We start from the raw sequence: 20,273 nt of genomic DNA, 5'->3' as shown, positions 1-20,273 counted from the left end.
CGGGCGGGCGTGAGATCCTGGAGTTCGCCTGCTGCCCGGACGCGGCGTCGTACGACCGTCTTGGTCGTGCACGCGGACGCGACCTGACAGTGCCTGACCCACACCCACCCCGACCGGAAGCCTCGCCTGTGACCGCCACGGACCGTTCCATCGAGCTGATCAACACGGCCGCCCAGGCCGCCGCCGACAAGCTCGGACACGACATCATCGCGTACGACGTCAGCGACGTCCTCGTGCTCACCGACGCCTTTCTCCTCGTCTCGGCGCCCAACGACCGACAGGTCAAGTCGGTGGTCGACGGGGTCGAGGAGGCACTGCTCACCGAGCACCGCGCCAAACCCGTGCGCCGGGAGGGAGAACGCGAGGGTCGCTGGGTGCTCCTCGACTTCGAGGACATCGTGGTACACGTCCAACACGCTGAGGAACGTGTCTACTACGCGCTGGAACGCCTCTGGAAGGACTGCCCGCAACTCGAGCTGCCAAAGGACGCCAAGGCCTCACACGGCAGGGGCAGCCAGGAGGAGGCACAGGCGGGAGAAGCTCAGTGAGTGGTGGCGGTGGGTACGCACGGAAGGTCGTGCTGTGGCGGCACGGTCAGACGGCCTGGAACCTCGAACGACGTTTCCAGGGGACGACCGACATCGAGTTGACCGAGGGTGGTGTCGCCCAGGCCCGGCGGTCGGCTCGGCTGCTCGCCGCGCTGCGGCCGGACGCGATCGTCGCCTCGGACCTGCTGCGGACCCGTGAGACCGCGGCGGAACTGGCCGCGGTGACGGGCCTCGAGGTTTCCCACGACGAGAACCTGCGCGAGACGTACGCCGGTGCCTGGCAGGGGCTGACCCACGACGAGATCGTGGAGCGGTACGCCGAGCAGTACGCCGCCTGGAAGCGGGGGGAACCCGTTCGTCGCGGTGGTGGCGAGTTGGAGACAGAGGTCGCGGACCGAGCCGCTCCGGTGATCGAGCGCAACGTGGAGAAGCTGCCGGAGGACGGGACGCTCGTGGTCGTCGCCCACGGTGGCACGATCCGTACGAGCATCGGACGTTTGCTGGGACTTCAGCCCGGCACCTGGGAGGCGCTCGGCGGGCTCTCCAACTGCTGTTGGTCGGTGCTGGGCGAGAGCGTACGCGGCTGGCGGCTGCTGGAGCACAACGCCGGCAGTCTCCCGGAGCCGGTGCTCGGCGATGACGACTGAGTCGGCGCGGTGGACCGCGCTCGGCTGGCGGCACACGGGCGGGTGCCCAGCGGGCACGACCCTTGATTTCTCAATCCGGGTGTCCACCGGTTAGGCTGCTGTCCGTTCCCGCACGGGGCTATAGCTCAGTTGGTAGAGCGCTTGCATGGCATGCAAGAGGTCAGGAGTTCGATTCTCCTTAGCTCCACAGCCGGAAAGGCCACCCGCAGCTCCGCGGGTGGCCTTTCTCGTCGTTCCGTGATGTCCGCCGTCCGGCTACGGGTGGTTTCGGCGAGGCGTCCGCGGACGAGGCTCATGCCCAGGACGAGAACATGGCAGAATCGTCTAAGGGAGAGGGCGGGGCTGAGGAAAGGACGGAAGCGATGGCCGCGACGGTCCTTGGCTGCCCCGTCTGTGGATCATCGAACATCGCCCAGGTGCTCGGCGACAATGGAGGAGTTTCCTACGTGTGCACGGCCTGTGGCCACACCTGGAGCTGACTGATGGGGGCTCACAGCCGCAAGTGCGACTGGTGCAACAGCGGTACTCCGATCGTCCGGGACATGGAGCCGGCCAACCTGGAGTACCAGTACTGGTGCGAGGAGTGCGCGCGGGCGCTGATCATACGCGGCGATCCGATCGAGACGTACCGGGAGTTGGACGGTGAGCCGATCTACGGTCGGCTGCTCGAGGAACACTGCACGCTGAAGCGCTTCTACTCGTTCGCCACGGCCTGACTGTTCCGGCGCTCCCGGCTCCGAGGCGCGTAGCCTCGCCGGCTGCTTCCCGAACGCCCCCGTTGTGCGCCCGGTTGGGCACAGCGGGTCGGAGCGGGGCGCGCCCGGTGGAGAGTCCCGTACCGTCGCCCGGGTGCGAAGTGGCAGAGCACACGGCCGGCCGTGTACAGTGGGCGACGCCGCGCGAGGACGCACCAGTGCAGCCGCCGAACTCTCGGCAGGTCACTGCTTCGTCTTTCGGGCGGACCATTCCCGGGGCTATAGCTCAGTTGGTAGAGCGCTTGCATGGCATGCAAGAGGTCAGGAGTTCGATTCTCCTTAGCTCCACACTCCCTCACGTGGTGTGCGTGGGGCTTCGACGGGTCACCCGATGTACGGGTGGCCCGTTTCTGCTGCGGGCCGCAGCGAAACGGGCAGGGGCTCGGAGCCCTTGCGGTAGGCTGGCCGCATGCGTGCCGTACGCCTTCTCCTTAGCCGGCCGCGCTGACCAGTCCCGCCCCGTGGGTAGCGGGGCGGAGTCGGCGCGGCATCCCCTCCTGTGTGAGGGGATTTTTCATTTGGCTAAGCAGGGACGACCGATGGAGCTTTGAGGACGATGAGCGAGACGACGACTGCCGCCGAGGCCGCGGCCCCCCATCGCTACACGGCGGCCATGGCCGCCGACATCGAGACACGCTGGCAGGACTTCTGGGAGAAACAGGGCACGTACGAGGCCCCCAACCCCGGCGCGGGCGAGCTGGGCGGCGATCCCGACATGGTCGCCAAGCCCAAGAAGTTCTTCATGGACATGTTTCCGTACCCCTCCGGCTCGGGGCTGCACGTCGGCCACCCGCTGGGCTACATCGCCACCGACGTGGCCGCCCGATACCAGCGAATGACCGGGCACAACGTCCTGCACACCCTGGGCTTCGACGCGTTCGGTCTGCCCGCGGAGCAGTACGCCGTGCAAACCGGCACCCACCCGCGGGAGTCGACCGAGGCGAACATCGTCAACATGCGCTCCCAGCTGCGGCGGTTGGGTCTGGGCCACGACCAGCGGCGCTCGGTGGCGACGACCGACCCGGAGTTCTACCGGTGGACCCAGTGGATCTTCCTGCAGATCTTCGACTCCTGGTACGACGCGGAGGCCGACCGTGCCCGCCCGGTGGCCGAGCTGGTGGCCGAGTTCGAGAGCGGGCGCCGCCCCACCCCCGAGGGTCACGCCAGCTGGGCGGAACTCACGGAGGTACAACGCGCCGAACTGCTGGGCGAGTACCGGCTGGCGTACGCCTCCGACGCCCCCGTGAACTGGTGCCCGGGGCTTGGCACCGTGCTGGCCAACGAGGAGGTCACCGCCGAGGGCCGCTCGGAACGCGGCAACTTCCCGGTGTTCAAGGCCAAGCTGCGTCAGTGGAACATGCGCATCACCGCGTACGCCGACCGGCTGGTGAACGACCTGGAAGGGCTGGACTGGCCGGAGTCGATCAAGCTGGCGCAGCGGAACTGGATCGGACGCAGCGAGGGCGCGCACGTCGACTTTCCGGTGCCGCGGCAGTCCGCCCGCCCGGTCGAGTCGGCCGGCGACGCCGGTGGCGGGCCCGCGGGCGAGGCCACGATCAGCGTGTTCACGACGCGACAGGACACCCTGTTCGGCGCGACCTACGTCGTGCTGGCCCCGGAGCACGAGCTGGTCGCCGACATCGTCCCGGACGCCTGGCCGGAGGGTACGCACCAGACCTGGACCGGCGGACACGGCAGCCCACGGGACGCGGTCGCCGCGTACCAGGCACAGGCCGCGGCCAAGTCGGACGTGGAACGACAGGCCGAGGTCAAGGACAAGACCGGTGTGTTCACCGGTGCGTACGCCACCAATCCGGTCAGCGGCGAGCAGGTGCCGGTCTTCGTCGCCGACTACGTGCTGATGGGATACGGCACGGGCGCCATCATGGCGGTGCCGGCGCACGACCACCGTGACTTCGCGTTCGCGCGGGCTTTCGAACTGCCCATGCGGTGTGTGGTGGAGCCCGCCGACGGGCGGGGCAACGACCCGGCGGACTGGGACGACGCGTTCGTCTCGTACGACGCGCGCGTCGTGAACTCCGCCGGCCCGCGGATCACCATCGACGGTCTGGGAGTGACGGAGGCCAAGGCGAAGGTCACCGAGTGGCTGGAGGCCCAGGGGATCGGCGCCGGTGTGGTCAATTACCGGCTGCGGGACTGGTTGTTCAGCCGGCAACGGTACTGGGGCGAGCCGTTCCCGATCGTCTACGACGAGCAGGGCGTCGCGCACGGGCTGCCGGAGTCGATGCTGCCGCTGGAACTCCCAGAGGTCGACGACTACTCGCCGCGCACCTTCGATCCCGACGACGCGGCGACCACTCCCGAGACGCCACTGTCCCGGAACCACGACTGGGTGCACGTCACCCTGGACCTGGGGCGGGGCGACGGGCCGCGTGCGTATCGGCGGGAAACCAACACCATGCCCAACTGGGCCGGTTCTTGCTGGTACGAGCTGCGGTATCTGGACCCGCGCAACGACGAGGCGCCGGTCGACCCGACGGTGGAGCGGTACTGGATGGGCCCGCGGGAGGGCATTCCGCACGGCGGGGTCGACCTGTACGTCGGAGGCCAGGAACACGCCGTACTTCACCTGCTGTACGCGCGTTTCTGGTCCAAGGTGTTGTTCGACCTGGGCCACACCTCCTCCTCCGAGCCCTTCCACAAGCTGTACAACCAGGGCATGATCCAGGCGTTCGTCTACCGGGACCGCCGTGGCATCGTCGTTCCCGCGGCCGAGGTGGAGGAGCGCGACGGGCAGTACTTCCACCGGGGCGAGCAGGTCTCCCGGCAGCTGGGCAAGATGGGCAAGTCCCTGAAGAACGCCGTCACTCCGGACGAGATCTTCGCCGACTACGGCGCCGACACGTTGCGGCTTTACGAGATGGCGATGGGGCCGCTGGACGTCTCCCGGCCCTGGGACCCGCGCGCTGTCGTCGGCCAGCACCGGCTGCTGCAGCGACTGTGGCGGAACGTCGTCGACGAGGCCACCGGCGAGGTCCGGGTCGCCGACACGGAACCGGACGAGGACACCCTGCGTGCGCTGCACAAGGCGATCGACGGCGTCCGGCAGGACCTGTCCGGACTGCGGTTCAACACCGCCGTCGCCAAGGTGACCGAGCTGAACAACCACCTCACCAAGCAGAGCGTGGTGCCGCGCGGGGTCGTCGAGCAGCTTGTCCTGCTGATCGCCCCGCTGGCGCCGCACATCGCGGAGGAGCTGTGGCACCGGCTCGGCCACGAGACCTCCCTGGTGTACGCGGACTTCCCGGTCGCCGACCCGGCGTACGTCGTGGACGAGTCGGTGACCTGCGTCGTACAGATCAAGGGCAAGCTGAAGGCCCGACTGGAGGTGTCGCCGTCGATCACGGACGCGGACCTGGAGGCGCTGGCGCTGGCGAGTCCCGCGGTGGCCTCGGCGATGGAAGGCATGTCGGTCCGTAAGGTGATCGTGCGGGCTCCCAAGCTGGTGAACATCGTCCCGAGCTGACATCGGAGCGCTTCACCCGTTCCCGCACACACTGGGCACCCGGAACACCCGGACTGGGCACCCGGAACACCCGGACTGGGCACCCGGAACACCCGGACTGGGCACCCGGAACACCCGGACTCACGAGGCCCCGGAAGACGGGACGGCACCCCGGACCCCCTAAGGGGCCGCCGGGGGAAGTGTCCGGGACGGGTGGAACCCCACGCCTCTGCTTGCCGTTTACCCTGGAGGTGCCGCGCGCGGTGCGTGTTGCCGTGCGCGCGATGGCAGGCGCACGGACCGGGAAAGTCTGACGAGGGAGCGCGAGTGGAATTCGTCATCGGAGTGCTCGCCGTGCTCTTCGTGATCTTCGTGACCCTCGGGATCATGCTCACCGTCCGGACGGCGCGTGCGGTGCGTCGGGGCGTGGAGCGTACGGGCAGTCAGGTGCGGCGGACCGTGGAGGAGACGGGGCTCAAGGCGAAGAGCGCGCAGCCGGGTCCGGTGGGCCAGGTCGCACGGCTGAGGCTGGAGCTGCGCGCGTCCATTGATCACACTCGGGGTGTCCTGGACGCCGGTGCGGACGACGACCCCTCGCTGCGTGAGGCTCTCGGTCTGCTCGACCGGCTGCATGAGCACGCCCGACAGTTGGACGGCGAGTTGCGCCTGCTGATGGAGCGGGAGCCGGACCGTGCCCGAGTCGCCGAGAGGCTGCCGGAGGCACGTGAGCGCGTCGCGTCCATCAAGGAATCCGCCGACTCGCTGCGTTTCGCCGCCCAGGAGCGGGCGCGGGACTACGACACCACTGACTCGCTGGGTTCGCTACGGGAGCAGATCGAGATCGAGTCGGGCGCGCTGCGGGGCTGGCGGGACCCGGCCCAGCCACGGGCGGGCGCCGCCGAGGCGGAGGAGGGGCCGCCGAGAAGCGGGCGTTCCGTGGGGGACCGTTCGGCTCCGGCCGCGCCGGGAGAGTCGGTCGCTGCCGTGGAGGAGCCGGCCGCGCACGGTGGCCAGCGGCCCGTGGACGAGGCTCAGCGCGACACCGGGAGTGGGCCGGCAGCGCTGACGCCGGCGCAGGAGCCGACCCTGCCGGACGCCGTTAGCCAGGCCCTGGACCCGAGAGCGCGGTGGGAGGCGGGCGACCCGGAGGCCGAGCCCTCGGGCAAGCCACATGACCTGCGTAAGGGACGCCCTGACAGTGAACGCTGAGAGAGCCGGCGTCCGTGGACGGGCGAGCGGCATGCCAGCCGCCGGGCCTGGGCTGCTGACCGCGGGCGAGCGGGGATAATCTCCCTTCCATGCACCACCATGTCGCTGTTGTCACCGACTCCACGGCCTATCTGCCGCCGGCGATTCCGGCAGCGTGCCAGGTGCGTACGGTGCCGTTGACCGTCGTGCTGGACGGACAGGCATGGGAGGAAGGCACGGAGATCTCGGCGGACTCGCTTGCCGAGGCTCTGCACAAGAGACGTCCGGTCACCACGTCCCGCCCCAGTCCGGCGGCCTTCGCCGAGACCTATCAGGAAGCGGCCGACGCCGGGGCGTCAGGCGTCGTCTCGCTGCACCTGTCCGCGGAGCTTTCGGGTACGTACGACGCCGCCTGCCTCGCCGCCAGGGAAGCACCACTGCCGGTGCGCGTGCTGGACACCGGAATGGTGGCCATGGCCCTGGGCTTCTGCGCGCTGGCGGCGGCCGAGACCGCGGCAGCGGGCGGCACGCTGGACGACGTGGCGGCCGCCGCGTCACGACGAGCCGAGGCGACCTCCGCCTATTTCTACGTCGACACCCTGGACTATCTCCGACGAGGTGGTCGGATCGGTGCCGCCCAAGCCCTGTTGGGCTCCGCCCTGGCCGTCAAGCCACTCCTGGAGTTGGCGGACGGAAGCATCGGCTTGCGGGAGAAGGTGCGGACGGCCTCACGGGCACTGGCTCGCCTGGAGGAGATCGCCGTGGGCAAGGCCGGCGAACTGGACGTGGATCTCGCGGTGCATCATCTCGCTGCTCCGGAGCGGGCGGAGCAACTAGCCGATCGGCTGCGTTCACGGGTCCCCGGGCTGAAGAGTCTGCAGGTGAGCGAGGTGGGAGCGGTCATCGGCGCGCATACCGGTCCGGGTCTGCTCGGCACGGTGGTCTCACTTCACCGGAACGAGTGAGCGAACTTTCCACAAGCCGACAGTTGTCCCCAGAAGACGAGCAAGATCATTTGTTCCCCGTGGGCCACCTTAGCGTCGGCCCATGAACTCTCGATCTCACCGTGACACCCGTGGACCCGGACACCCCGGCCCAGGTCGCGGCTCTGCCAGTCGACTTCGCCACCGCCGGGACAGCGCACCGTCGCCCTTCCCCGGCCGGGTGGCGGCCCTCTTCCCCACCTCACCTCCAGGCGGACCGGTGGCAGGGAACCAACCGTCGTCGACCCGGCCGCTGTCCGTAAGCGCGCACCTGCCGGGGAGCGGTCCGCCCCCGACCCGTACACGTCCCGCGCTGAGCACGCCGGGAGACGGTGCGGTACGGGACGGTGCGGTGCGGAACGGAGCGTTGCCGGACGGTGCGCCCGCCGAGGGCCGCTGGAGCGGCGACCGGTCGCTCACGGGGCAGTCACTGGCTTCTCCGGGGCGGGGCTGCCGTGTCCTGGGGCGCCCGGAGCCGACCCGCCCGACCGAAGCTCGCTCAGTGCGGGCTCCGGGGCCGGTGACGGCCGGAACCGTCGTCGCTGAAGCGCTCGTCCCGGACCGCGCCGCCGTCCACCCATCCTCGCCTGATCAGCAGCTGCCGCGCGGCGTGGCGATCTCCGTGGCGCGGGCGGCGGTTCGGCGTAGCCGGGCCGGGCGCACGGTCCCGCCACGCCCGTGTGCGGCGCGTGCAGCTGGACATGACCGCCCGGAGCCGCTTGCCCGTGGAGTGCCATCTTCCGTACGGAAACGGGGAGTCGGATCGTATTCACGATCGCCTGGCGAGACGCTCGAGGACGAGGAGGAGTGCCGCCGCGAAAGCGGTCAGCGTCCGGTGGGGCGGCAGGGCCGAGGGCGGCTCGCCGTGCTGGAACGACTGCCACCGTGGGTCCAGTTGCGCTGTGGAGTGGAACCGAAGACCCTGGCCGCTCTCGCTGTGGTGCTGCTTGTCGCGGTCGGCTTCGCCGTGCACCACTTCTGGAGCGGACGGCCGCAGCCGGTTCGACCACCCAAGGTGTCCGCCGGCTCTCCCACCTCCGATGAAGCCCCTGAGCCAAGTGCCTCCGGGGGCAAGCGAGTCACGGTGGAGGTCACCGGCGATGTGGAGGACCCGGGAATCCAACGGCTCCCACCGGGATCCCGGGTCACCGACGCGCTCAAGGCAGCCGGGGGCCTCACATCGGGCGCGGACACCAAGGGCCTTAACCAGGCACGGCGTCTCGTCGACGGGGAACAGATCAGCGTCGGCGACAAGCCGCCAGCCCCGGCGGCCGCGGGCGCCGCACCCCCCGGTTCCGCCCCGTCCGATCCATCCGGTGCGTCCACCGGGGGCGCCGGGGTCGCGCAGAGCAGGATCAGCCTCAGCTCCGCCTCGGCGCAGCAACTGGAGCAACTGCCGGGAGTCGGCCCCGTACTCGCCCAGCACATCATCGAATTCCGCACTGAGCACGCCGGCTTCGCCTCGATCGAGCAGCTCAAGGAGGTCAGCGGGATCGGAGAGGCCCGGTTCGCCGAACTCGAATCGCTGGTCATCCCGTGACGGGCGGCACGGCACCGGCGCCAGACAGGACGGAAGGGCGCTGCGCGCCGGGGCGGCCCCCGTCGCCCGGGTCCGTCAACCACCGGCGGGGAGCGAGGGATCAACGGCAGGAGGGGCCACTGGACCTCCGACTCGTACCCTCCGCACTCGCCACCTGGGCCGCGGCCGCGATTGGTCTACGGGTGACGGGCGTTCAGGCCGTGGTGCTGTCGGCGGGCTGCTTCCTGTCGGCACTGCTGCTGTTGCTGTGGACACGCTGTGCACGCGGCCCATGGGCGGGAGGGACTGTTCCGGAGCCGGCCAGCCGGGCTGGTAGAGCCCTAGTCGAATCCGACCCGCCGCCCGCTCCACCAACGGACGGGCAGGCGACGCGGGCTCCCGAGCCGGCATCCGAACCGTGCCGGGGATCTGGTGGGAGGGCGCGGCTTCCGGGTGGGGTGCTGGTGGCCGCGGCGATGGCCCTGTGTTCCGCTGCCGCGGGTGTGGCGTCCGCCACGCTGCACACCGCGGACCTGCGCCGTGGTCCCGTGCCCGGTCTGGCGCGCGAACACGCGCGGGCAACCGTGGAGGTGAAGGTCACCGGTGACCCCTGGGCTGTCGCCCCACGGACACATGGCCCCAGACAGACCCCGGGGACGATCGTGGTGCCGGCCCAGATCAGCCGTGTCGACTTCGAGGGGACGGACACCGGCGGACTACGCGCGCCCGCACTCCTCTTCGTGCGGTCACACGAAGCGCCGGCCATAACCGCGAGCACGGCATCCGGGGAAGCCGCCGGCGGGGATTCTCGGGAATCGGCGAGGAGCGCCGTACACGCAACACCGGATAGGGAGGAGGAGTGGCTGGACCTGTTGCCGTCCTCTCGGCTGCGTGTGGACGCGCGGTTCCAGCTGCCGGACGCCCCCGAGCACGGCGCGCGTGATCTCGCCGCCGTGCTGAGTGTCCAGGATGGCGAACCGCCCGCGATCCTCGAGGGCCCTAGCGCTCTGCAACGCACCGCCGGCGGGCTGCGAGCTGGTCTGCGGGAAGCCAGCGACGGGCTCGCCGCCGACGCCAGAGCCCTGCTTCCGGGGCTGGTCGTGGGCGACACCACCCGAGTGCCGGAGGAACTCGACGAGGCGTTCCGCACCACCGACATGCTGCATCTGCTGGCTGTCAGCGGCGGTAATCTCACCATCCTGTTGGTCCTGCTCATCGGTCCGCCAGGCACCGCCTCCCGTGCCGAACGACGTGGCATCGCCCCACGATTGGGCATCTCCCTGCGGGGGACCGTGCTGTTGTCCGGTTCGGTGATCCTCGGATTCGTGGTGGTGTGCCGTCCGGAGCCCAGCGTGTTGCGGGCCGCCGCCTGCGGACTCATCACCGTTCTCGCGATCGGTACGGGACGCCGGCGTTCGATGCTCCCCGCGCTCGCCGCCGCCGTGCTGCTGCTCGTCCTGTGGCATCCCTGGCTGGCCCAGGACTTCGGCTTCGCGCTGTCCGTGCTGGCTACCGCCTCGCTGCTTCTCCTGGCTCCGCGTTGGAGCATGGCGCTGCGCCGGCGCGGGGTGCCGGGACGCCTCGCCGAGGCACTCGCCGCGGCAGGCGCCGCGCAGGCCGTGTGCGCCCCCGTGGTGGTGGTGCTTTCCGGACACGTGAGTCTCGTCGCGGTGCCTTGCAACCTCCTTGCGGAGTTCGCTGTGGCGCCCGCGACGGTGCTGGGCTTCGCCGCTCTCGCGGTCGCCCCGTTCGCCATGCCGGTTGCCACCGCGCTGGCCTGGTTGGCCGGTTGGCCCACCGGAGGCATCGCGGTCATCGCACGCACCGGAGCTGACGTGCCAGGAGCGGTTGTGGCATGGCCGGACAGTTGGGCCGGAGCTCTGTTGCTCGCCGGCCTGAGCGCCGCCATGGCCGTGCTCGCTCGTAGGCTTCCGCGCCACCCGTGGCTGTCCGCCTGCTGCGCGGTCCTGCTTCTGCTCGCCCTGCTACGTCCGCAGGGTGTCACCCGCCCGCTCACCGGCTGGCCTCCGCCCGACTGGCGGGTCGTGACCTGCGATGTGGGGCAGGGTGATGCTCTGGTGCTGGCATCGGGCGACCACAGCGCGGTGGTGGTCGATTCCGGACCGGACCCGGACGCGGTGGACGACTGCCTACGTGCGCTGGGTGTCACGACGGTGCCGCTGGTGCTGCTGACGCACTTCCACGCTGACCATGTGACCGGACTCCCGGGCGTCCTGCGGGGCCGTGCGGTCGGCGCCATCCAGACGACCGGCTTGGCGGAGCCGCCGGGGCAGGCGGCGTTCGTACGCCGCACGGCGCGGGAAGCCGGAATCCCGATGACACGTGCGGCACCCGGCGAGCGACGTCAGGTCGGCTCACTGTCCTGGCGGGTGCTGTGGCCGGACGGCAACGGAGACCCGTCCACGTCAGGCGGTTCGGAGGACGGCGCCAACAACTCGAGCGTGACGATGCTGGTGCGTTCCGGGAAGCTCACACTCTTCCTGCCCGGAGACTTGGAGCCGGATGCCCAGCGAGAGCTGCTGGACACCCACCCGGGCCTGCCGCAGGTCGATGTTCTGAAGGTGGCCCACCACGGTTCGGGACGACAGGACGCCGAGTTGCTGCGACGGCTCAGCCCACGTATCGCGCTGATCTCCTGTGGAGCCGACAACAACTACGGCCATCCGGCACCCCGTACCGTCCACGCGCTGCGCAGGGAAGGAGCGTTGGTGCTGCGCACCGACATCTCCGGAGCGTTGTCCGTGACCGGATCCGGTGACGCTGTCGTCCGGCGGCCGGGCCAGGAACGGCCATGACGGCGCGCACCGGTCGGAGTGGCACAGCCCAACGGCGTCTCAGACCAGCCACTCGCCCTCACGCATCAGATGCCGCTCGGGCATCTCGTGCAGTCCCCGGAAGGCTTGCACAGCGGTCAGTGTGACCCGGAAGTAGACGTAGTCGCCCACGACACCCCTGGCGGCCGAGCGTCGTGGCTCCCAACCACAGCGTGCGGCGAACGCGTCCGCCGTAGCCTCGTCGATGTCCCGTTTGGTGAACGTCTCCACGCCGCCGTCCAGCAGCACGGCATCGTGCGTGTCCGGAAAGGAGAGCCGGGTGCTTCGGCCCGTCCGCAGATTCCGCCCGGTCGGATTGGTCTCCCGGGTGGCCAACCAGATCGCCGTACCATCCCAGTACAGCGACAGCGGCACCAGGCAGGGTGTCCCCTCCGCATCGGCCGACGCCACCCAGACGTCGTGCTCGGTACGCAAACGTTCCAGTACTTCCTGCTTGCGCTGCGTGCGGGTGCGTGCCGCGGAGTCGAGTGTCACCCTCGGAAAGCTAGCGCGAGGGAGACATGCCGTCCATCCGTCATGGGTCCTAGTGCCCGTGCCTCAGGCCATCGACTGCGGGCCCGGCAGTCCGGTGCGTACGGGGGTCGTCCAGCGAGCTCAAGCGCCGCAGCCGCTCCGCCCGAACCAGGCACGCCACCGTCGGTACGCCCCGGATGGCCCGCCCGGTCCTCAGCTCTCCCGCCAGCCCTCGAACTCCTCGGCCAGTGTCGCCAGTCGGTCAGCTGACCAGCGCCCTTCCGGGTCCTCCACGACCACCAGCCACTGCGCGTCCTCCGCGTCATCCTCGCCGGCCAACTCGTCCCTGAGCACGCGAGGTTCGTCGGGCATGTGGAAACGTTCCAACAACAGCTCGGCGACCTCTTCGGCGGCGTCCCGGTCCGGCAGCACCAGCACGTGTCGTACGTCGGTCAACGGGTCATCCTCCGCATGAGAGGAAGCATGCCATGTGTGCTGTTCCTCCTAGCCACCGAAGCCACTGAGACCACCGAAGCCACGATCACCGCGAACGCGCGGCCCGGGACACCGTCAGCACCGCCTGCTCCAGCGCGTACTCCGGGTCCGCGCTGCCGCCCTTCACCCCCGCGTCAGCCTCGGCGACCGCCCGCAGCGCGACCGCGACCCCGTCCGCGGACCAGCCCCGCATCTGCTGCCGCACCGTCTTGACCTTCCAGGGCGGCATGCCCAACTCCCGCGCCAGATCACCCGGGCCCATGCTGCTGGGCGCCGAGGCGAGCTTCGCGACAGCCCGGACACCCTGCGCGAGAGCGCTGGTCACCAGCACTGGCGCGACACCGGTGGCGAGAGACCACCGCAACGCCTCCAGGGCCTCGGCCGCACGGCCCTCCACCGCACGGTCGGCGACGGTGAAGCTGGAGGCTTCGGCCCGCCCGGTGTAATAGCGCGCGACCACCGAGTCGTCGATGGTGCCCTCGACATCGGCCACGAGCTGTGCGCAGGCGGACGCCAGCTCCCGAAGATCGCTGCCGATGGCGTCACACAGCACCTGACACGCCTCCGGGGTCGCGGAACGCCCGAACGACCTGAACTCCCCCCGCACGAAGGCGACTCGATCCGCCGGCTTGGTCAGCTTGGCGCAGGCCACCTCGCGAGCGTCGGCGGATCGGGCGGCCTCCAGCACCGCCTTGCCCTTGTTGCCCCCCGCGTGCAGCAACACCAGGATGATCTCTTCGGCCGGGGCGGCGAGGTAACGCTTGAGATCCTTCACGCTGTCCGAGGCCAGGTCCTGTGCCCCCCGCACCACGATCACCTTCCGCTCGGCGAACAGCGAGGGACTGGTCAGCTCGTCCAGCGTGCCGGGCTGCAACTCGGGGCTGGTCAACTCGCGCAGGTCCGTGTCCGGGTCGTCGGAGCGCGCGGCGGCGAGAACATGGCTCACCGCACGATCCAGCAGCAGCTCCTCCTGGCCCACGGCAAGAGTGACCCGCGCCAGTGGGTCGTCGGTCGTCGGTTTCCTACGGGTTGCGGCCATCGTGCTCCAGCATCGCATGGCACACCGACAGCGCGGTGCGTAACGGCCGCCCAGTCCGGTTGGCAGACTGGGGGTGCTTGTGCCGAGCCCGTCGTTGCGAGAGGACCACCGTGACCAGCCAGAAGGACAGGATGCTCGCCGGGGAGCTCTATATCGCCGACGATCCGGAACTGGCCGCGGACGCACTGCGCGGGGCCCAGCTCAGCGAGCGGTTCAACGCCTCGTCCGCCGCCGACCCGGAAGGGCGCAGGAAGCTGCTCGCCGAGCTGCTGGCCGAGGTGGGCGCTGGTGCGGAGGTACGACCACCGCTCTATGTGGACTACGGCTACCAGATCACCGTCGGGCCGGGCACCTTCATCAACTTCGGCGCCGTACTGCTCGACGTGGCCAGGATCACCATCGGCGCCGACGTCCAGTTCGGCCCCAACGTGCAACTGCTCACGCCGACCCATCCCGTCGACCCGGAGCAGCGTCGAGCGAAATGGGAGGCCGCCGAGCCGATCACGGTCGGCGACAACGTGTGGCTGGGCGGGGGCGTCATCGTCTGCCCGGGAGTGACCATCGGCGAGAACACCGTCGTCGGGGCGGGAGCGGTGGTGGTCAAGGATCTGCCGCCCAATGTCGTCGCGGTCGGCAACCCGGCCCGGGTCGTCCGCGAGATCGCCGCCTGACGACCGAGCTGGTACGCGCCAGGCACCCAGGACCGTACGGGGGCCATGGCGAGCGCGTCGTACGGAGCGGACCGAGGCCGGGGTGTATTCGCGTACGAGCGGCGGCGGGTGGGAAGCCACCGTCCCGCCTCTGTCGGAGGCTATTCGGTGGCCGCTGTCTCCCGCATCCGCGCGGCGCTGGAGGCCGGTGAGTAGCCCTCCGGGACGCCCTCGACGAGGATGATGTCGCCTTCGATGTGCCGAGACCGCAGTGGAGCGATCTCCTGGTAGGCCGGTGAGTCCCACCAGGCGCGCGCCTCGGCGATACCGGGGAAGCTGATCAGTACGACGCTTCCGGGCCAGCTGCCCTCCTTCACCTCGTGCCGTGTGACGTGCACGAGGAAGCGTCCACCGTACGGTTCGAGGGTGCCGGTGATGCGCTCCATGTACTCGGCGATCTCCGGGTGGGGGGCGGCGTCGCGCAGGTGAGCTATGGCGTAGGCGGGCATGGCGTCCCTTTCCGCTGGCTGGTTCGGGTGTCGACCATGGTGTCCGGCGCGCTTGCCGGGGTCGATGACCTCAGAGGTGATTGACGTGCCCGTTCCCGTACACGGAAGGAAATCAGCGACGGGTCTCGCGCCGGGGATGGCAGCGCCGGCATCGACCGGCAGGGAGGCACCGCGTGAGTGAACAGCGTGAGTGAACAGAAGGTCGACCCATGACCTCGTGGGCTGAAGTCGATGGCGGCGACCGCCGTGCGCACCGTCGTGCTTCCCGGTCTGCTGGCCTGCGCGGGTGGTGGTACGTCTTTCCATGCCTGCTGGATACCGCTCCGGTGATCCGCATGACGTGGCGCGCCGGAAGCCTGTGCGAGCCGGTGGAGTGTTCTCGGGTTCACGTGCGTGCGCCACGCGTACGGCCCGATCGACGGAAGCCGATCGGGCCGTACTGCCAAGCCCGTGAACGGGCTCGCTGTCTGGTTGTGAACACCGCACCCGCGTGGCGAACGCAGGCCGCGTGCGGTGCCAGTGACGCATTCGGCGCGGGCGGAGAGAGGGTCCGCGGTTCCGTGCCGACGGATTCGCGCTGTGCGGCTGCGCTCAGCCCTGCAGCGAGTTGACCTTCTGAGCCAGCGCGGACTTCTTGTTGGCCGCGTTGTTCTTGTGCAGCACGCCCTTGCTGACGGCCTTGTCCAGCTTCCGGCCGGCGTCCCGGACAGCGACGTTCGCCTGCTCGGCGTCGCCTGCGGCGACGGCCTCACGGGTCCGCCGGATGGCGGTCTTCAGCTCGGACTTGACCGCCTTGTTGCGCTGCCGCGCCTTCTCGTTGGTCTTGATCCGCTTCATCTGGGACTTGATGTTCGCCACGAAAGTGCCCTTACGGTGTTCGAAGGTGTGATGCTGGTGTCCTTCCGGGCGGCGTCGCACCGAACTTCTGGAGTTCCGGTGGAGCTACCGGCACGAGACACAGTGGGCAAGCCTAACAGCCGTCCGTGGCCCTCCACGTATCCGGTCGGCGTTCCCCCGCGGGCGCGCGCTCATGGGACCATGGACGCGACGTATGACCCGAGAGCCCTCACCGACTGACCGACAGGACACTGCGTGCCCGCGACCCCTTCGAACGTGCCTGAGCCGAGCCGCACCGAGCCGGCACTGATCCGTAACTTCTGCATCATCGCGCACATCGACCACGGCAAGTCGACGCTCGCTGACCGGATGCTCCAGCTGACCGGTGTCGTCGAGCAGCGACAGATGCGCGCTCAGTACCTCGACCGGATGGACATCGAGCGGGAGCGCGGCATCACGATCAAGTCCCAGGCCGTCCGGATGCCGTGGGCGCCGACGAGTGGCACGGACGGGGCGGTTCCGCATGTCCTCAACATGATCGACACCCCCGGTCATGTGGACTTCACCTACGAGGTCTCCCGCTCGCTGGCCGCGTGTGAGGGCTGCATCCTGCTGGTGGACGCGGCGCAGGGCATCGAGGCGCAGACGCTCGCCAACCTGTACCTGGCGATGGAGCACGACCTGACCATCATCCCGGTACTGAACAAGATCGACCTGCCGGCGGCCCAGCCGGAGAAGTTCGCCTCCGAACTGGCCCATCTGATCGGCTGCGAGTCGACGGACGTGCTGAAGGTCTCGGCCAAGACCGGAGAGGGTGTCGAGGACCTGCTCGACGCGGTGGTGGAGCAGGTCGCTCCGCCGGTCGGTGTGGCGGACTCGCCCGCGCGAGCCATGATCTTCGACTCGGTGTACGACGCCTACCGAGGCGTGGTGACGTACGTCAAGGTCGTCGACGGCATGCTGGGCAAGCGCGAGCGCATCCGCATGATGTCCACGGGAGCCACCCACGAGTTGCTGGAGATCGGCGCGAACTCGCCCGAGATGAACCCGGCCGACGGGCTCGGCGTCGGTGAGGTCGGCTATCTGATCACGGGCGTGAAGGACGTACGCCAGTCCAAGGTGGGTGACACGATCACCCAGCTCAACCACGGCGCGGAGGAACCGCTCAGCGGCTACAAGGAGCCCAAGCCGATGGTGTTCTCCGGGCTGTATCCGCTCGACGGCTCGGACTATCCGGAGCTGCGGGACGCGCTGGACAAGCTCCGACTCAACGACGCGGCGTTGGTGTACGAGCCGGAGACCTCGGCGGCTCTCGGCTTCGGTTTCCGGGTCGGGTTCCTCGGTCTGCTGCACCTGGAGGTGATCCGGGAGCGTCTGGAGCGCGAGTTCGGACTGGACCTGATCGCCACCGCGCCGAACGTCATCTACCAGGTCGACATGGAGGACGGCGCCACGCACGTCGTCACGAACCCCAGCGAGTTCCCCACCGGCAAGGTGGACCAGGTGCACGAGCCGGTGGTGCGCTCGACGCTCATCGCGCCCAGCGAGTTCGTCGGCGCGATCATGGAGCTGTGCCAGTCCCGTCGCGGCAGCCTGCAGGGCATGGACTACCTCTCCGAGGACCGTGTCGAGTTGCGGTACCAACTGCCGCTGGCCGAGATCGTCTTCGACTTCTTCGACGCGCTGAAGTCCAAGACGCGTGGATACGCCTCGCTGGACTACGAGCCCAACGGCGAGCAGATCGCCGATCTCGTGAAGGTCGACATCCTGTTGCAGGGCGATCGGGTGGACGCGTTCTCCGCCATCGTGCACAAGGACAAGGCGTACGCCTACGGGGTGCGGATGGCGACGAAGCTGCGGGAGCTGATCCCGCGGCAGCAGTTCGAGGTGCCGATCCAGGCGGCGGTCGGCTCGCGGATCATCGCACGCGAGACGGTGCGGGCGATCCGTAAGGACGTGCTGGCCAAGTGTTACGGCGGTGACATCTCGCGGAAGCGGAAGCTGCTGGAGAAGCAGAAGGAGGGGAAGAAGCGGATGAAGGTCGTCGGCCGGGTCGAGGTGCCCCAGGAGGCGTTCATCGCGGCGCTCTCCAGCGACGGCGGCGATGGCAAAGCCGGCGACGCGAAGGCCAAGAAGTAGGGCTCGGACCCGCGACATGTGGCGGTTCGATGGCGGCTTCGCGGGTGACCGCGGGTGGCGGGGTCACGCTCCCGTATCGACCGCCCCCCGTCCCCCTTACATTACGGCGCTGTGACCTCTACGCTGATCGCCGATCAATAGTTACTCGTGAGTCACAAAAGTGCCCCGTGTGTCCGCCGCGACGTTCTCCGCGCGGACGAACCCGCGAGCGAGCACGCACAAGCAGCAGATTCGGGCCCGGAGGTTGGCGTGAGCGACACACAGTCCCTGATCGAAGACCGGCCGCCATCCGTGGCGCACGTGTTCCTGGAGCGCGTGACGGCCACTCCGGACGCGGAGGCGTACCGGTATCCGGTGCCGGCGACCACCCCGGGCGGGTCCGAGACCTGGGGGTCCTACACCTGGCGGGAGGCCGGCGAGCGGGTCTCCGCGATCGCCGCCGGCCTGATGAAGCTGGGCATCCAACCGGAGGAGCGGGTCGCCCTGGCCTCCAGCACCCGGGTCGACTGGATTCTGTGCGACTTCGGGGTGCTGTGTTCCGGAGCGGCCACCACCACGGTCTACCCGAGCACGAACACGGACGAGACGGCGTACATCCTCTCCGACTCGGAGAGCCGCGTGCTGATCGCCGAGGACGCCGCGCAGCTGGCGAAGGTTCGGGAGAAGCGGGACGAACTGCCGCGACTGGCTCACGTCGTGGTGATGGAGCAGGCGGACGCCGTCGCCCGGTCCGAGGACCCGGAGGGCTGGGTCCTCTCACTCGACGAGCTGATCCGGCGGGGCAACGCGCACCTGGAGGAACAGCCCGAGAGCGTCCGGGACAGCGTCGGGACGCTGCGCAGCGACCAACTCGCCACCCTCATCTACACCTCCGGCACGACCGGCAAGCCCAAGGGCGTACGGCTGCCGCACGAGTGCTGGTCCTACATGGCCAGGGCGATCGCCCAGACCGGCCTGGTCAACGGCGAGGACGTGCAGTATCTCTGGCTGCCGCTGGCACACGTCTTCGGCAAGGTGCTGACCGCGGGGCAGGTCGAGGTCGGGCACGTGACGGCCGTGGACGGTCGGGTCGACAAGATCATCGACAACCTTCCGGTGGTGCGCCCGACGTACATGGCCGCCGTGCCGCGGATCTTCGAGAAGGTCTACAACGGCGTCGCGGCCAAGGCGAAGGCGGGCGGCGCGGCGAAGTACAAGATCTTCCAGTGGGCGGCCGGGGTGGCTCGCGAGTACGGCAAGGTCACCCAGGACAACTACCGCCGTACCGGCGTCGCCAGCGCTCCCGCCGGCCTCAAGGCCAAGCACGCCGTCGCCGACCGACTGGTCTACGCCCAGCTACGGGAGGCGTTCGGCGGCAGGCTGCGCGCCTGCGTCTCCGGCTCCGCCGCGTTGGCCCCGGACATCGGGTTCTTCTTCTCCGGTGCCGGCATCCACATCCTCGAGGGCTACGGCCTCACGGAGTCGAGCGCCGCGAGCTTCGTGAACCCCGGAGAGGCGTACCGGACCGGCACCGTCGGCAAGCCGTTGCCCGGCACGGAGGTACGGATCGCGGACGACGGTGAGGTCCTCCTGCGCGGCCCCGGCATCATGCAGGGCTACCACGGCCTCCCGGAGAAGACGGCCGAGGTGCTGGAGAGTGACGGTTGGTTCCACACCGGGGACATCGGCGAGTTGTCCTCCGACGGCTACCTGCGGATCACCGACCGTAAGAAGGACCTGATCAAGACGTCCGGCGGCAAGTACATCGCGCCGGCGGAGGTCGAGGGCCAGTTCAAGGCCGTCTGCCCGTACGTCTCCAACATCCTGGTGCACGGCGCGGACCGGAACTTCTGCACGGCGCTGATCGCGCTCGACGAGCCCTCGCTGACCCAGTGGGCCAGCGAACACGAGTCGCTCAAGGACAAGCCCTACGAAGCGGTGGTCGCCTCCGACGAGGTACGGGAACTAATCGACGGCTACGTCGAGCAGCTCAACTCGGGTCTGCAGCGCTGGCAGAGGATCAAGAAGTTCCGCATCCTGCCGCGCGACCTCGACATCGAGCACGGCGAGCTGACCCCCAGCCTCAAGGTCAAGCGGCCGGTGGTGGAGCGCGAGTTCAAGCACCTGATCGACGAGATGTACGAGGGGTCCCGCGCCGCCTGACCCTCCGCGAACTCGAGCCCAGCCGGTCGTGCCGGCCTGGTGGACGTG

The 20,273-nt window shown here is 69.5% G+C and carries 16 protein-coding genes and 2 tRNA genes; 13 read left to right on the top strand and 5 right to left on the bottom strand.

The features are described from left to right. Nucleotides 1-128: 128 nt before the first annotated feature. The 10 genes from rsfS to AN216_RS14645 all read left to right on the top strand — a co-directional run bounded on the left by rsfS (nucleotide 129) and on the right by AN216_RS14645 (nucleotide 11,922). Complete coding sequence (gene rsfS, locus AN216_RS14690) at nucleotides 129-548, top strand: ribosome silencing factor (RefSeq protein ID WP_070197111.1); 420 nt, start codon at nucleotides 129-131, stop codon at nucleotides 546-548. Further along, entirely contained in the window at nucleotides 545-1,195 is a 651-nt protein-coding gene (locus tag AN216_RS14685; protein ID WP_070197110.1) for a histidine phosphatase family protein, read from the top strand. The genes rsfS and AN216_RS14685 overlap by 4 nt, the downstream gene beginning before the upstream one ends. Before the next feature lie 114 nt (nucleotides 1,196-1,309). After that, nucleotides 1,310-1,382, top strand: a tRNA-Ala gene (locus AN216_RS14680). Nucleotides 1,383-1,677: 295 nt separating this feature from the next. Further along, complete coding sequence (locus AN216_RS14675; protein ID WP_070197109.1) at nucleotides 1,678-1,911, top strand: hypothetical protein; 234 nt, start codon at nucleotides 1,678-1,680, stop codon at nucleotides 1,909-1,911. A gap of 254 nt (nucleotides 1,912-2,165) precedes the next feature. Beyond that, a tRNA-Ala gene (locus AN216_RS14670) sits at nucleotides 2,166-2,238 on the top strand. 268 nt (nucleotides 2,239-2,506) lie between these two features. Continuing rightward, a complete protein-coding gene (gene leuS, locus AN216_RS14665; protein WP_070197108.1) occupies nucleotides 2,507-5,437 on the top strand; it encodes a leucine--tRNA ligase in 2,931 nt (976 codons plus the stop codon). 306 nt (nucleotides 5,438-5,743) lie between these two features. Next, nucleotides 5,744-6,625: a hypothetical protein gene (locus AN216_RS29720; RefSeq protein ID WP_070197107.1), complete on the top strand. Its 882-nt coding sequence runs from the start codon at nucleotides 5,744-5,746 to the stop codon at nucleotides 6,623-6,625. Between the two features lie 89 nt (nucleotides 6,626-6,714). Continuing rightward, entirely contained in the window at nucleotides 6,715-7,569 is an 855-nt protein-coding gene (locus tag AN216_RS14655) for a DegV family protein (protein ID WP_070197106.1), read from the top strand. 883 nt (nucleotides 7,570-8,452) lie between these two features. After that, on the top strand, nucleotides 8,453-9,127 hold the full coding sequence (locus AN216_RS30245) for a ComEA family DNA-binding protein (RefSeq protein WP_244502463.1): 675 nt from the start codon (nucleotides 8,453-8,455) through the stop codon (nucleotides 9,125-9,127). A 239-nt stretch (nucleotides 9,128-9,366) separates the two neighbouring features. Beyond that, entirely contained in the window at nucleotides 9,367-11,922 is a 2,556-nt protein-coding gene (locus tag AN216_RS14645; RefSeq protein ID WP_420855745.1) for a ComEC/Rec2 family competence protein, read from the top strand. A gap of 39 nt (nucleotides 11,923-11,961) precedes the next feature. Here the strand turns inward: AN216_RS14645 and AN216_RS14640 are convergent, their stop codons facing one another. The 3 genes from AN216_RS14640 to holA form a co-directional block, all read right to left on the bottom strand. Beyond that, nucleotides 11,962-12,435, bottom strand: a complete 474-nt coding sequence (locus tag AN216_RS14640; protein ID WP_070197103.1) for a pyridoxamine 5'-phosphate oxidase family protein — start codon at nucleotides 12,433-12,435, stop codon at nucleotides 11,962-11,964. Nucleotides 12,436-12,627: 192 nt separating this feature from the next. Further along, complete coding sequence (locus tag AN216_RS14635) at nucleotides 12,628-12,870, bottom strand: hypothetical protein (RefSeq protein ID WP_070197102.1); 243 nt, start codon at nucleotides 12,868-12,870, stop codon at nucleotides 12,628-12,630. Between the two features lie 85 nt (nucleotides 12,871-12,955). Continuing rightward, the gene (holA, locus tag AN216_RS14630; protein ID WP_070197101.1) at nucleotides 12,956-13,948 is read right to left on the bottom strand and encodes a DNA polymerase III subunit delta; all 993 of its coding nucleotides are present in this window, start codon (nucleotides 13,946-13,948) and stop codon (nucleotides 12,956-12,958) included. A 131-nt stretch (nucleotides 13,949-14,079) separates the two neighbouring features. Between holA and AN216_RS14625 the strand changes: the two genes are divergently transcribed. Then, a complete protein-coding gene (locus tag AN216_RS14625; protein WP_070197306.1) occupies nucleotides 14,080-14,619 on the top strand; it encodes a sugar O-acetyltransferase in 540 nt (179 codons plus the stop codon). Between the two features lie 140 nt (nucleotides 14,620-14,759). On the opposite strand, the gene AN216_RS14620 is transcribed toward AN216_RS14625, so the two are convergent. Then, a complete protein-coding gene (locus AN216_RS14620) occupies nucleotides 14,760-15,107 on the bottom strand; it encodes a DUF1330 domain-containing protein (RefSeq protein WP_070197100.1) in 348 nt (115 codons plus the stop codon). A gap of 591 nt (nucleotides 15,108-15,698) precedes the next feature. Then, nucleotides 15,699-15,965 carry a 30S ribosomal protein S20 gene (rpsT, locus tag AN216_RS14615; protein ID WP_070197305.1) on the bottom strand — a complete coding sequence of 89 codons (267 nt, stop codon included), beginning with the start codon at nucleotides 15,963-15,965 and terminating at the stop codon, nucleotides 15,699-15,701. A 234-nt stretch (nucleotides 15,966-16,199) separates the two neighbouring features. Here rpsT and lepA point away from each other — a divergent pair, with 234 nt between their 5' ends. Further along, the gene (gene lepA, locus AN216_RS14610; RefSeq protein ID WP_070197099.1) at nucleotides 16,200-18,083 is read left to right on the top strand and encodes a translation elongation factor 4; all 1,884 of its coding nucleotides are present in this window, start codon (nucleotides 16,200-16,202) and stop codon (nucleotides 18,081-18,083) included. A 249-nt stretch (nucleotides 18,084-18,332) separates the two neighbouring features. Further along, the gene (locus tag AN216_RS14605) at nucleotides 18,333-20,225 is read left to right on the top strand and encodes an AMP-dependent synthetase/ligase (RefSeq protein WP_070197098.1); all 1,893 of its coding nucleotides are present in this window, start codon (nucleotides 18,333-18,335) and stop codon (nucleotides 20,223-20,225) included. The last annotated feature ends 48 nt before the right edge of the window (nucleotides 20,226-20,273 follow it).

The organism is Streptomyces oceani, from assembly GCF_001751245.1.
Taxonomy (GTDB): Bacteria; Actinomycetota; Actinomycetes; order Streptomycetales; family Streptomycetaceae; genus Streptomyces; species Streptomyces oceani.
The sequence above is the reverse complement of the archived record's forward strand: the minus strand, read 5'-3'. Positions and strand labels throughout refer to the sequence as shown.

Bases quoted from the DNA above. Each gene is read 5' to 3' on its own strand.
- AN216_RS14675 (WP_070197109.1), top strand. From the start codon at position 1,678: ATGGGGGCTCACAGCCGCAAGTGCGACTGGTGCAACAGCGGTACTCCG.
- leuS (WP_070197108.1), top strand. From the start codon at position 2,507: ATGAGCGAGACGACGACTGCCGCCGAGGCCGCGGCCCCCCATCGCTAC.
- AN216_RS14655 (WP_070197106.1), top strand. From the start codon at position 6,715: ATGCACCACCATGTCGCTGTTGTCACCGACTCCACGGCCTATCTGCCG.
- holA (WP_070197101.1), bottom strand. From the start codon at position 13,948: ATGGCCGCAACCCGTAGGAAACCGACGACCGACGACCCACTGGCGCGG.
- AN216_RS14625 (WP_070197306.1), top strand. From the start codon at position 14,080: ATGCTCGCCGGGGAGCTCTATATCGCCGACGATCCGGAACTGGCCGCG.
- AN216_RS14620 (WP_070197100.1), bottom strand. From the start codon at position 15,107: ATGCCCGCCTACGCCATAGCTCACCTGCGCGACGCCGCCCCCCACCCG.